The organism is Filifactor villosus (assembly GCF_042652965.1).
GTDB lineage: Bacteria > Bacillota > Clostridia > Peptostreptococcales > Filifactoraceae > Filifactor > Filifactor villosus.
In genome coordinates, this window is record NZ_JBHSHL010000033.1 from 96213 (window position 1) to 110057 (window position 13845).

Consider the following 13845-nt stretch of genomic DNA (forward strand, 5'->3'; position numbering starts at 1 on the left):
CGTAATCATATTGTAATAAAGGGGTTAAAAGTTGTATAATAAGTAAAATATTTTAATTGGGGGAAGTTGTATGGAAAAGGAGGTCTACCTTCAGAAACTTGAAGAGCGCCTGTCTTATTATTACGATATAGAAAAAAATATCAACTATATGAAGATGTCTTTTGATATGTATGCCCGTTTTTTTGAGAAGAACGACAGGTACATCGTCAGCAAAAAGGCTGTCATCTACAGCTCCGAGATCAATCAGCATATCTTTGTCAAGTATCTGCCTGCTTTGGAGATGGAGGACTTGGAGCAGTTGAGCCATATTGCAAAGATGGCCGTGATGGACTATGTAAAACCCAAGGAGGACCATATGTCAAGCTTGATCTCGATGGTGGTTTTGGTGGATTCGATGCCCTCTCTCGAGGTGCAGAAAAAACTCAAGAAATACAGCTATTATAAGAGTTTTTTGTTCGGGTTTCACGGTTGGGTAAACATCGGTTTCTTACTTGTGGATATCAATTCGTTTGATATGATATACAATGCCAAGGGAAGGGAGGGAAAGGAGAATTTTATCTTAATTTAAGTTCTTATTATTATTTATTTAAGGAGGGACAGTAATGAACTCATTGTTATTGGTATTGGGAAGTATCGTACTGTTTGTTATCGCTTATATGACCTACGGATCTTGGCTCGGAAAGCAGTGGGGGGTAGATGAGAAGATACCGACGCCGGCACATACGATGATGGATGGGGTAGACTACGTTCCGTCGAAACCTCAAGTTTTGCTCGGACACCACTTTGCATCGATTGCGGGAGCAGGTCCCATCACAGGCCCGATCCAAGCGGCGATCTTCGGTTGGGTCCCTGTTGTTCTGTGGATCATTGTAGGGGGGATCTTCTTCGGAGGAGTGCATGACTACGGCTCTCTTGTAGCATCGATGAAACACAAAGGAAAGTCAATTGGTTCCATCATTGAAGAAAATATGGGTAAGACAGGTAAGAGTCTTTTCAGTATTTTTGCATGGTTGACCTTGGTTCTCGTAGTAGCGGCATTTGCCAACATTGTTGCAAAAACCTTTGCAAGTACCCCGGAAGCGGCAACTTCTTCTATTTTGATGATCGCTCTGGCGGTCATATTCGGATACTTTGTGTATCGAAGAGGAGTAAGTTTGGGTATTGCAACTGTATTCGGAGTGATCGGTGTTGTAGCCTGTATCCTTCTTGGAATCAAGTTCCCACTTGCTCTTTCCGTAAACACTTGGGTTGTTATTATAGCACTGTATATCCTTGTGGCATCGGTGGCTCCGGTTTGGATTCTGTTGCAGCCCAGAGATTATCTCAACTCCTTCTTACTCTATGCGATGATCATAGGAGCTGCAATCGGTATCGCGGTATATCAACCGAAGATCCAATTGGATGCGTTTACAGGAGTTGCTATTGAAACCAAGACGGGAACACAGTGGTTATTCCCGATGCTGTTTATCACGGTTGCCTGTGGAGCGATTTCAGGTTTTCACTCTCTCGTAGGTTCGGGAACCAGCTCGAAACAGATCGCGAACGAAAAGGATGCAAAACTTGTAGGATATGGCGGAATGTTGATTGAGTGTGTGCTCGCAATTATCGCCATCATCACTGCGGCTTACTTGACCAGGGATAAGTTCGGTGAACTTATGGCCAATGGAGGACCCATCGCTCTGTTCTCTGACGGAGTCGGAGAGTTTATGAGCCACTTCGGTATTCCGAAAGATACGGGAAAATCTTTTGTATCACTTGCAGTTTCAGCGTTTGCCTTGACATCCTTGGATACGGCTACGAGATTGGCACGTTTTATCTTCCAAGAATACTTCGAAAAACCGGAAGCACAGACACAGAGTATTTTGACCAACAAGTATGTAGCGACTGTTATTACCGTTGTTGCAGGCTGTATCTTGGCGGTACGAGGATATGAGGTCATTTGGCCGATCTTCGGTTCGGCGAACCAGTTGCTTGCAGCCTTGGCTCTTCTTGCTTTGGCTACATGGATCAAAAATGAAAACAAAAATTACCAAATGTTTGTTTTCCCGATGATCTTTATGTTCCTTGCAACCTTGAGTGCTTTGCTGATCGTTATGAAGAACAACCTTGCAGGAGGAAACTTCATCATGGTGGCAATGGCCGGTATTTTGTTCGTACTTGCCCTCATCCTTGTAAAAGAAGGTGCAGATGTACTGATCAAAAACAAGAAGGTCGACAAGGTAAACAAAAAACTGGGCTAAATATACTATTACCCGTTTGAATTACCGATGTCGTTCATTCTATAGGCGATAGAATAGATTTCTATGCTTGCAGGTGTCGAAACGAGGTTGTATTCGTAGAGGTAGATATTTTCGTGTATGGATTGAAGGATGGGATGAAAAGACGATGGATGCTGTTATCCGATCGAATTCCATACGGGTAGAGATGATATGACCGACAAAGACCGGGGATCCGTTGCAGGACGACCCTATATCTCAGTTCAGCTTGAAAAGAAGATAGTATAAAACGGAAGAATTTTCAAAATAAAACAACAAAAAACTCCCTTACTGTACAAAGGGAGTTTTTTGTTGTGTGTTCCTGTCGGATGGACGCTCTTTTGGACATCGATCTGACATACTATTCTCTATTTAAAGTGGCTACTTGACTACTTTGAAGTATACAATCATCCGAATTATTTTCCGGTAATCATATATTCTATGACCTGACATTTCAAACGGAAAATAGTATCGGAGGACAGCATTAGTATCGGATGCTTGTGGGATAAAGATTTTCGACATCCTTGGAGATCAGGATACTCTTATTTCCGTCATAGAGGTAGAGCTTGTAATTCGTTCTTCCATCTCCTTTTTTCTTGCTCTGTTCGACAAGGTAGATCGGCCTTCCGTTCTTTATAAAGTGAGCTTCGGCGACATCTTTGGCAACGGTTCGAGCCTTCTTATCTCTATAGAGTTTCAGAGTCGATTTGCTTCCCTTTTCATTCGTGAAGTAGAGTAGAGATTGTGTGGCATTGTCATAGATGTGACCGGAAGAGCCGACATGGGAAACGCGATCGATACTCTTTCCATTCAGTACCACGTCCTTGGTTTTGCTGTTGTTGAGCTTGAAGTAAAGCTCGGCTTCTCCGCTCTCTTTAGGAAAGCGTAAGGATCCGGAATTGCCCAGAACCATCGGACTGTCGGACAGGACCTTCGAGGCGATGAGCTTGGGCTCGCTGATCCCTTCTTCCTTGACAGTTAAGAGATAGAGGTCGGCAAGGCGTCTTTGGGAGTCGAAATTTCGTAAGGACCACAGCTTTGTTCCATCGGAACTTAGGAAGGTACTTCCTTCTTGTATGTCCTTTGCCTTAAGCGGAAGCTCTCTTACCTTGTCCCTGTTTGCAACAACGAATCCAAACTCACCCTCGATACGCTCCGCCTTGTTGTGGAAGTCGTCGAGGTCCTTGATTTGGGAAAGAGGGATCTTCTTGATCTTATCCAAGTCGATCTCTTCAAAAATGATCTCCTCAAAAATGATCTCCTCCTTATCTTCAGCTATATAGAAGGAGGTATAGATTTCGGGCATAATGCCGGATTGCCACCAGAAGTAACGGTCACTGACCTTTGTGGCAGTTGTTCCGTCAAAGTACCATAGGGAGTGGACCGTCCACCATCGGAGAATTTCCTCGGGAGCGTTGCCGTATGAAAAGATGTCCTTTTTTGCTCCTTCTGCAGGCACATCGACATCAATGATGTCTTTGAAGGACAGATCTTTGGATTTTGAAAGAAAGTAACCTCTTCCCGAGTCAAAGATCTTCAAGATAAAGGCATTATCGGAGATTTTCTCCTCCCTGCCCTTCTTGTTGCTGTATAAGGTTTCTGCTTTGGAGTAGAGAAAGTCGGTCGCATCTTCATTGAAATAATGGATGTGGTCAACGTCTTGTGCGACCTTTTCCGCTTTTTTTCCTCGAGATTTGGCGTAGAGGGCATCCTTTTGTATGAAGATCAGGGATGCTCCTTCTTTGGAAAACTCATAGTGTCGGACATTCTCGCCGAGGGCGTTTCCTTGTTTGGAATCAAAGTCCCATAAAAATAGTGAGTGAGCCTCTCCCTTGGTGTAGAGGAGATGTTTTCCGTCCTTGCTCACGATGTAGTCGTTGACCTTATCGTCGATCAGGAGGGCAGTCTCCTTTTTGTTCAGAGACTTATAATAGAGGGCATTGTCATGGGAAGAATTCAAGTCTTCGAAGAAAACGGCGGCCTGTTTTCCGGGAACAAGGACCACGTCGTTTCCCGGACGTTCGGAAGCGTTTTTTTCAGGGAGTTGTTTCTCTCCGGAGGTCAAGGGTGTTTCCTTGAGGTTCTTCGGGTCCTTCGTATTGACATAGTAGATCTTTCCGTTTTTGTTGTAGAAGGCGTAATCGGAATTTTGATCCTCCGGTTTCGTGCAGAAGCCTTGGGCAGGTATAGAGGTTAAAACAAGAAGCATCGCAAGGAGGCGATAACCTCTTTTGACAAGAGAAGGAAGATTCTTCCCGCAGTGTTTGAATGTACACATAAGTTTCTCCTTTCCGAGCGTTTGAAACGCCAAAACATTTGAAATATAAAAGATACCATATAGTTAAAACAAGGGTGATACAGAGTCCGCACAAAAGACGAGACGCTTGTATTCAAAGAGGTCCTTACAGAAAACAGGACTGTGTTTGGTGCAGATTATAGAGAAAAACAAGTATTTCGTCAAGGACTTACTCTGTTTTGTCAATAAACTGTAATCAAATGATAAAAAAGGAATGACTTGAGTATAATGGAGTTATTTCTTAGGGCTTTGGAGAAAGAGGTGTATTCATTTCTCCCCGACCTGCAATTAAACGTTGTGGAGGAGGTGTATTTTGTTGAGGTTCAAACGATGAGGACAATAGCGTATAATTCCAAAAATTAGAATAACCTGCGTTCTTTCGGGGGGAATATATTTTCGAAAGGGATCGTTTCACGATTTTTGTATTTCATAAAACGGGGGAGAGATTATTTTGTGTCTTTGTACGGTGTTTCTCAAGTTATATTGAAAAAAACATAATACGTGGTATAATACATAGGAGATAAATAAGGGCGAAACAAATAGAAGGATAAAGGGATGAAACTATGAATCAGTCAGTGAAACAGACAGTCAGCAATGTTTTGGTGATGATACTCGGAGTGATCGTTGCATCGGGGATTATCATTGTAAAGCCGTGGGAGGATGCCACCATTAAGAAGAACATTCTTTCACTCGGGGTTCAGGAACAGAGGGACGGAATCAAGGAAGCGATAGAAAAGGGATATCCACGTCTTTCTCCGATTGAAGAAAAAGATGGGAACTACGGACTGGAACTGTATAACATTATGATAGAAGAGGGTCGACTCTACTATGAGGCCAAGGTGAGTTTCCCGCAGACGAAGGAGATCGTTCTGCCTACTCTTGAAGAACAGGCACAGCAACTTGCCAAGGTCCAAGCGCAACCTTCGACTCAGGCACAGGCTCCGGCAACTCAAACCGGTGGAGGAGGGACAGGTCAAGCTCCGCCTACCGAGCAAAAACAGCCTGCAACTACACAGGCTCCTCAACAGGAGAAGGCTCCTGCTTCGACTACGGCTCCGACACAGGAGCAGAGAGGGAGTGAGAAGAGAGAAAGGATGAAGGGGGCCGCGTTCAGAGCTTTTCTCATCGATACGGAGAATCAGGAGGAAGATCATGAACTTGACGTTTCCTACGAATCGATACCTCAAGCGGAAGGTGAGGCATTGGTCTACAAGATCAACGGCATCATTTCCTCCGTGGATATCAAGAACCTGATCCAGGGCAAGAAGAAGCTTGTTACGGAAGTGTCCTACTTCGATACTCAGAAGGAGTTGGAGAAAAAACTTGAAGAGATTAAGGGTTCAAAGGTACCGATCAAACCGGACGAAGGAGAATGGGATCATCCGCTATACAGTTTCGGTCCTCTTTTGTTGCCGGTTGAAGCGGGGCATGTATTCCCTGCCCGCCACATCCCCGTAAACCAGGAGATTGCAACCGAATACGGTTCCATACTGGTCGACGAGCTGATCGTGGGTCCGAGCCAAATTGCAATCTCGACCAGGGATGCCTTGGAGAAGGGTTATGATTTGGCACAGTTTGAAGGAGGAAGACTGGTGGATAAGGAGGGAAACATCTATACGCTTAAGAGAAGTTACGCTTTTGAGGGTTCACCTGAGGGTAAGATGAGGTTTTACTTCAATCCGACCGACTTCTTTGATGAGAAGACCAAGAGGGAATATACCTTCCAGTTTGAGGACATCGCACTCAACGACGGAAGACGAGATAAGATCGAATTGAGCCTCAAGGGAGAATTTCCGAAGACGTTTGAAGTCATGGGAAAGCAGGTATCGATCGTTTCCATGGATTACGATGAAGACAATAAGCTTTTGAGCTTGAAACTCAAGTATAATCCACGGGAGATTCAGTTGGAGCCGAGCGTGAAGGGCTCATCCTTCCAAGTCTTTTCGCCTGCCGTTCTCGCAGAGGAGAAGCAGATGGATAAGGCTTCAGGTAAGGCGCTTGTGACCTCTTCGACCATCGTCCCGGGAGAGTTGAAGTGCAAATTGGAGAAGGAGGACAGTTATCTTCTTATCATCAAGCATAACGACTTTTTTGTAAGAAAGAGCGGAGAACTTGTCATCAGCGAAAAATAAAGAAACCGCCTGTGAAGATAATGATCAATATCGGATCGAGAGCAGTATAACAAATTATCACTGACACCATAGCCATAGTAAAAGGGGCTGTTGCATAATAGGAAAAAAACAATTGACAAATAGCAAAAGCACGCTGAAATCAGCGTGCTTTTTGTAGGATCCGTATTGGGAAAAGGCAGATCTCGGTATTGTGGTCGTTTTGTCAAACGCGAAGATCCTGTGGAAGGAACACTTCCAAAAACATAGTATCAGTTTCGTTTTGTGCTTTCATCTACTACAGATGATGCTTCAAACTTAATACATCCCGTAAACCTGACATTTTATACTATTCTTCCTTTGAGTTGTGGATATAAACAATCTGTGACCATAGAAGATAAAGAGATTTTTCGCAGGTTGAAAAAAACGGATATATCCATACTTCTATTGGAGAATAGTATTAATCAGGTTTTAGAATTAGCAGCTTGTCAATTCGATAAACTCCTCAATGCTCGCCTTAGCCATTTCGAGGGCACTGCACCAAAAGTCTTTGGTCGTAAGGTCGATGCCCATGACCTTTGCGGTGTCTTCCACCGAGCTTACAGTCGTTGCCTTCAACATCTTCTGATAGTTTTCGACAAAGCCCTCGCTCCGTTTCTGATACAGGGAGTAGAGTCCTTTGGAGAACAGGCCTCCGAAGGCATAGGGGAAGTTGTAGAAGCTTTCGCTCTCCGAGTAATAATGTCCCTTGTTGACCCACATATAGGGATGGAGGAAGTTTTCATCCAGACCGTCACCGTAGGCCTTCTTCTGTGCATCGAGCATGATTTTTTCCAAATCATCGGCAAAGAGGAATTCGTTCTTTCTTCTCTCAAAGACTTCACTCTCGAAGAGGTATCTCGAGTAAATGTCCACGATGATTTGAGTGAGATCTTGAAGCTGTTGCTCGATCAGATTGATTTTTTCTTCTTTGTCGGCGGACTTTATCAAGGTGTTGAGAAGGAGGTTCTCGTTGAAGGTCGAAGCGGTCTCCGCCACGGGCATGGAATACTCCCAGTTCAGCGGAAGGTGGTTTTCAATGTGCAGACCGTGGTAGGCATGGCCGAGCTCGTGAGCGGCGGTTACCAAAGAACCGATCTGACCGTCATCGTTAAGAAGGATTCGCGACTGTTTAATCATCGGAAGGTTGGCACAGAAGGCTCCTCCGACCTTTCCTTTTTTGGGGAAGACATCGATGTGTTTTTTGTCATACATATCTCGGGTCATATCGGCAAGATCTTGAGAAAATTTTGAAAACACGTCGATCAAAAACTCCTTGGATTCTTCGACCGTAAAGCTGCGTGAACTGTTGCCCATGGGAGCGAACAGATCGTAGAAGGGCAAAGAACCTTCGTGACCCAGGAGTTTCGCCTTGTGTTTCAAATAGCTTCGGAACACCGGCAGATAGTCCTCGATGGCGGACATCAGAGCGTCGAGGGTTTTTCTCTGCATCCTCGACTGCTCCAGAGTCTGTGCCAGAGGGCTGTCGAAACCGCGAAGTTTGGAGATGTCGTTCACCTGCGATTTGATATTGTTCAAAGCGAAGGAGATAGGCTCCTTGATATGCTTATACATAGCAAGCTCCGCCTCATAGGCGCGTTTTCGCACGGAGGAATCCTTGTCGTAGGCGAGGTTTCGGACCTGGGGCAGGGTGATGCTCTCCCCGTCCATCTCTCCCTCGACGATTGAGGTCAGATAGCTTTGGAGGGTGGACCAGGAGGAACCTGCACTGAGGTTCATCTTTGCAATGACTTCTTCCACCTCGTCGGAGAGAAGGTGACTGACTTTTTTCTTCGCTTCCTCAAAGTAAAAGTTGTAGTTTGCCAGATAGTCATCTTTTGTGATATCGGTGGAAGTGCTTCCCAGAAATTTCTGAAGTCTTGCAGAATCCGCGGAGAAGTCCGCCGATTTGGAGGAGAGAAGAGAAGAATAGTTTGCACTTTCTTTGTCTGTGGTATCCGTCGCTTCATTCAGAGAAATAAAAGAGCCCAGCTTAAAAAACAAGGTGTCGATCTCCTCCAGGAGATGGATTAATTCCTTGATTTCAGCCGAAGTATCTTGGGGCTTGCTCGTCCTTGCCTTCTCGATCAGAGCGTCAAGCCTTTTCATATCATCTTGAAATTCCCTGCTGTCATAAGAAGGGTATAGATCTTTCAATGTCCATTCGTACATACATGTACCTCCTTGTATATAAAGTTCATCTAAAGTATACCACAAAAACGGTTTTCCTAAAAATTATATATCGGAGTTTGTAGGAAAACCGGATCACAATAGCGACGATATATGCAAGGTATACATATTCGCAATACGTTCCATACTTGGCGGACGTAAGTGCGATTTTCTTGAGATGCCGTCATGTAGAATACAGTTATTCTGTGAGACTTATTTTCTTCTACCGTCTTTGTCGAAGTTTTTTCTTAGGGCGAGTTCCGTCGGAAAGATTGAACCGATAAACGGGATAAATTGAAGAAAACATATTGTGCCGCCTACCTTGCCTATGACATCATCGCTTTTTCCGATCACAAAAAGCAAGGGAAACAGGCTCAGGGGAAATATTACTAGAGACGAGATATACCAGAGACGACCGAAGTGTTTGTGGGCAAAGTCCCAAGTCTCTTTATTCTTCATGGACATGGATGTCCTGTAGCCGAACATCATATTGATTTCCTTTGGCGGGTTCTTACTGAAGAGTCTTCCAAATCCCAGCATTGTGAAGGGGATCAACAAGTCCATAACAAGCATAAAAATCCAAAATCCCATATTTGGCTCCCTCCTTTACAGTTCTCCGACATCGATGGAGATTTTTCCATCCAAACATTTTTGCACGAATCACGATCGTGCGATATATCTTTAAAAACAGTTATTAGATATCCTCCTTCTAAAGTAAACGGAGATAAGATATCGATTTAAGGATTATTCAATAGAAGTGCGGTTATATACATACTCACAAGCACAATTTTTTATTTTATCACGCACGAAATAAAAAATTGATATCAGTAGGTCGAATGGACAATAGTATTATACTGTTTTCTGAATTTTAAACGGATTGTGTCGATGACGTGCACTTCATAAGGATCAATAGAGTTTTTTGTACTAATTAAAGCGGACTTCAATCGAACAATAATATTAAGTATAGCATAGAATTATGGATAAACTTTAAAGAAACACCACACAGAAACAAAGCCGGATTTCTTTGTTAGTACGGATGTAAGTTAAAGATTGCCAAGGGAAAGAACTTCAAAAGAGGAAGCACAAAATTTGATTTTCTTTTCCTTGAATTCTAAATCCTCGGCTCTTATCCTTGTTTTTTGACTGTTAAAGATTTTTTTGTTGGGAGGGGGAACGATTATACGGGTCATCTTGCAACAAATGAAAAAATATGGAATAATAGAACGAGATATGTGAGGTGCAACAATAGGCAAATCAACACTTCACATACTTATAGGATGTAGATACCGTAGTATTGTGTTGGCAGGAAAATTGTCGAAATCAAGGAATAGAAGGCTTGTAAGAATTGGTTTGTAAGGAAACGAGGAAGCGACTTCGTCCATTGCGGTATTTTTTTAAAGAGAGAGCGATAAAGGAGAGAGAGTAATGGAATATTTCGGTGCAGTGTATAGACCGCCCAGCGAAGCGAGAAGCCTTATTGTTCAGGCGACGATAGGCTGTTCTCACAACAAGTGTACGTTTTGCGATATGTATAGGGAAAAGCAGTTTCGAGTGCGTAAGGTGGAGGACATTTTGCGAGACTTTGAGGAAGCGAGACTGAGATATCCGATGGTAAGAAGGATTTTTTTGGCGGACGGGGACGCTCTGATCATGAAGACCTCGCAGTTGGTCGAGATTCTAGATTACATTCAACTCCACTTTCCCGAATGTGAGAGGGTGGCTGTCTACGCCTCCCCTTACAGTGTGAAGAGTAAGAGTTTGGAGGAGCTGAAACTTCTTCACAGCAAGGGACTGGGTATCGGTTACATCGGTTTGGAGTCCGGAAGCGACAAGGTGCTTAAAAAAATCAACAAGGGAGTGACCTCTTCTGAGATTATAGACTGTGGATTGAAGTTGAAGGAAGCGGGGATCAAGGTTTCGGTAACGGCGATCTCGGGACTTGGAGGAGTGGAAGACTGGGAAGAACACGCGATTGAAACGGCAAAGGTCCTCTCTGAGATGAACCCTCACTATATCGGACTGCTCACTTTATTTATGCGTGGAGATACTCCTCTCAAAAGAGATTATGAGGCGGGCAGATTCAAATTGCTCAGTCCGGAGCAGGTTGTGGACGAGGCGATCCTGTTTCTGAGAAACATCGATTCTCCGGGAAGCGTTCTTCGGAGCAACCATGTCTCCAACTATGTCAATCTGTACGGAACGCTCAATCAGGACAGGGAACTGTTGATCAGGGAATTGGAAGAAGCGAGAAAAGACGAGGATTTCAGGGCGGAATATTTTAGAATGTTATAATGAATTGAGGAAGGTAAGATGAGGATAGAGCAGAGACTGGCGAAGGAGTTTTCGCTGAGGTTAACACAGGTCGAAGGGGCGATATCGTTGATTGATGAAGGCAAGACCATCCCCTTTATTGCACGTTATCGAAAAGAAGTTACCGGAGAGATGTCCGATGAAGTTTTGCGGGAGTTTCATGATCGACTTCGTTATTTGAGAAACCTGGAGGACAAGAAGGAGCAGGTCGCAAACTCGATCCTTGAACAGGGCAAGATGACCGAGCAGATCAAGGAAGCTCTTGAGAAGGCACAGACTCTGGTCGAGGTCGAAGATATCTACGAGCCGTACAAAAAGAAGAAGAGGACGAGGGCGACCATAGCGATGGAGAAGGGGTTGGGAGACCTGGCCCTTCTGATAAGGCTCGGGAGAGAAGAAGTCGTCTTGAAGGCACAAGACTTTCTGTCCGAAGAAAAAGAAGTTCATACCGTAGAGGAAGCGATTCAAGGGGCTCTTGATATTCTTGCTCAGGAGATTGCCGAGGATTTCGAATTGAAGAAGGAGGTCCGAGGACTTGTGCACGAGTCCTCGGTGCTTGAAACTTCGCCGAAGAAGGATGCGGAGGAAAAGGAGGACTACCTTACCTACAAGATGTACTTTGAGTATTCTCAGAAAGCCAAGGAGATTCCTCCTCACAGGATTCTTGCAATCAACCGAGGAGAGAAGGAAGACATTCTCAAGGTCAAGTGGAGTCACCCCGACGAAAGGATAACCGCCTTGGTTCACAAGAGGATTCCAATGACAGAGTTCAATCGCTCCTACTTGGAAGAGACCTGTGATGACGCCCTCAAACGATTGATGTTGCCTTCGTTGGAGCGGGAGTATCGAACACAGATGACGGAGCAGGCACAGGAGAGGGCGATAGAGGTGTTCGGCAAAAACCTGCGAGACCTTCTCTTGCAAGGAGTTCTGCCCGACGTTACCATCCTGGGATGGGATCCCGCCTATCGTACGGGTTGTAAAATCGCCGTTATCGACAAGACGGGAAAGGTATTGGCGACCGATACCGTATATCCCACCAAACCCCAAAACAAGGTGGAAGAAACCAAGCGAAAGATCCATGCCTTGATCGACAAGCACAAGGTAGATGTCATCGCTATCGGAAACGGAACAGCCTCAAGAGAATCGGAGGAGATCGTTGCACAGATCATCGCCGAGGAGAAGAGGGATGTCAGATACATCGTTGTCAACGAGGCGGGAGCGTCGGTCTATTCGGCATCGAAGCTCGGAACGGAGGAGTTTCCCGATATGAACGTATCGCTTCGGGGGGCGGTATCCATCGCAAGAAGGCTTGCAGATCCTTTGGCGGAGCTTGTCAAGATCTCTCCCGAACATATAGGAGTCGGTCAGTACCAACACGATGTCAACCAGACGAGGCTCTCGGAAGTCTTAAAGGGAGTGGTGGAAGGAGCCGTCAATACGGTGGGGATCGACTTGAATACGGCATCGGCCTCCCTCTTGACCTATGTGTCGGGGATTACTCCGAGTGTAGCCAAGAACATCATCGCCTATCGGGAGGAGAACGGCTCATTTACCCGACGAAAGCAACTGCTCAAAGTCAAAAGGCTCGGAGAGAGTGCCTATGAACAGTGTGCCGGATTCCTTCGTATCAAGGGTGGGGAGGAGATTCTTGATGACACCTTGGTACATCCCGAAAGTTATCAAAAAACCTACGAACTGCTCAAAACTTTGGAGATTTCCCCCGATACCCTCTCCGAAAACAACAGGGAAGTCTCATCGAAGATGGAGGAGGTCGATCTTAGAGAAATGGCGGGAAGACTCGACCTCGGTTTGCCTACGCTGAGGGATATCGTCAGCGAGTTGAAGAAACCGGGCAGGGACATCCGCGAGAGGAGGAACCCCGTCGATTTTTCCAAGCATATTATGAGTCTGGAAGACTTGGAGATCGGAATGGAACTCAAGGGGACCGTGAGAAATGTGCTGGACTTCGGAGCCTTTGTCGATATCGGACTCAAGCATGACGGCTTGGTCCACATCTCGGAACTCAGCGACTCCTATGTAAAAAATCCCATGGACGTCGTCAAGATCGGAGACATCGTGTCGGTTCGTGTCATCAAGATCGACACCGAAAGGCAGAAAGTCGGACTGTCGATGAAGTCTTTGAAAAAGTAATACGCGCACTTATTTGAAATATCGATGTACTGTGTTTCAACAGAAGATGAAACAATCTTTTGTGTTTGCAGATATAGGTATATAACCCCTCTTTAGTGGGAGAGCAGTATATACTGTTATCCAATAGAACGATTGTCTCCCTGTTTTGAGACTACGAAACTTTGTTTCATCTTCTGTGTAGTATAAATCGCTTATGTCGATGACTTAAATGAACAATAGTATAAAAGGACAGTGTGTGCGGTTTTAGTCCGGATGTAACGGTGTGTTGAAATTCATAGTGATTTTCGACTTTGATACGAACTCTTTTCGTTTATAACAAAGACAAAAAATAGAGCTGAATATCGATGTGTCATAGTGCCGGAGAGATGCCGCATAACTCGAAAAACTATTATAAAAACAAGGTCATAGAAATGACTTGACCTTTAAAAGTGTTGATGTGAAAGACTTCTGAGTTTCGTAAAGTTCCGGAGTGTGCCCACAAGATCATTTGCAGTTATCGATTTAAACTTCCCCT

At 44.7% G+C, this 13845-nt stretch carries 8 protein-coding genes; 5 read left to right on the forward strand and 3 right to left on the reverse strand.

Annotated features, from left to right (window positions below; translation table 11 throughout):
• The first annotated feature begins 70 nt into the window (after window positions 1-70).
• Together ACFO4R_RS08500 and ACFO4R_RS08505 are read left to right on the forward strand one after the other, a co-directional pair.
• Entirely contained in the window at window positions 71-568 is a 498-nt protein-coding gene (locus tag ACFO4R_RS08500) for a DUF8052 family protein (protein WP_379788659.1), read from the forward strand.
• Between the two features lie 34 nt (window positions 569-602).
• The gene (locus ACFO4R_RS08505) at window positions 603-2240 is read left to right on the forward strand and encodes a carbon starvation CstA family protein (protein WP_379788660.1); all 1638 of its coding nucleotides are present in this window, start codon (window positions 603-605) and stop codon (window positions 2238-2240) included.
• Between the two features lie 499 nt (window positions 2241-2739).
• On the opposite strand, the gene ACFO4R_RS08510 is transcribed toward ACFO4R_RS08505, so the two are convergent.
• Complete coding sequence (locus ACFO4R_RS08510) at window positions 2740-4533, reverse strand: hypothetical protein (RefSeq protein WP_379788661.1); 1794 nt, start codon at window positions 4531-4533, stop codon at window positions 2740-2742.
• Window positions 4534-5114: 581 nt separating this feature from the next.
• On the opposite strand from ACFO4R_RS08510, the gene ACFO4R_RS08515 reads away from it, so the two are divergent.
• Window positions 5115-6683, forward strand: a complete 1569-nt coding sequence (locus ACFO4R_RS08515; protein WP_379788662.1) for a hypothetical protein — start codon at window positions 5115-5117, stop codon at window positions 6681-6683.
• A 453-nt stretch (window positions 6684-7136) separates the two neighbouring features.
• Here ACFO4R_RS08515 and ACFO4R_RS08520 read toward each other — a convergent pair whose 3' ends face one another.
• Complete coding sequence (locus ACFO4R_RS08520) at window positions 7137-8870, reverse strand: M3 family oligoendopeptidase (protein ID WP_379788663.1); 1734 nt, start codon at window positions 8868-8870, stop codon at window positions 7137-7139.
• Window positions 8871-9080: 210 nt separating this feature from the next.
• Window positions 9081-9458: an SdpI family protein gene (locus tag ACFO4R_RS08525; RefSeq protein ID WP_379788664.1), complete on the reverse strand. Its 378-nt coding sequence runs from the start codon at window positions 9456-9458 to the stop codon at window positions 9081-9083.
• A gap of 834 nt (window positions 9459-10292) precedes the next feature.
• Between ACFO4R_RS08525 and ACFO4R_RS08530 the strand changes: the two genes are divergently transcribed.
• Window positions 10293-11159: a radical SAM protein gene (locus ACFO4R_RS08530; protein ID WP_379788665.1), complete on the forward strand. Its 867-nt coding sequence runs from the start codon at window positions 10293-10295 to the stop codon at window positions 11157-11159.
• An 18-nt stretch (window positions 11160-11177) separates the two neighbouring features.
• Window positions 11178-13331, forward strand: coding sequence for a Tex family protein (locus tag ACFO4R_RS08535; RefSeq protein ID WP_379788666.1), 2154 nt, complete (start codon window positions 11178-11180; stop codon window positions 13329-13331).
• Window positions 13332-13845: the final 514 nt, after the last annotated feature.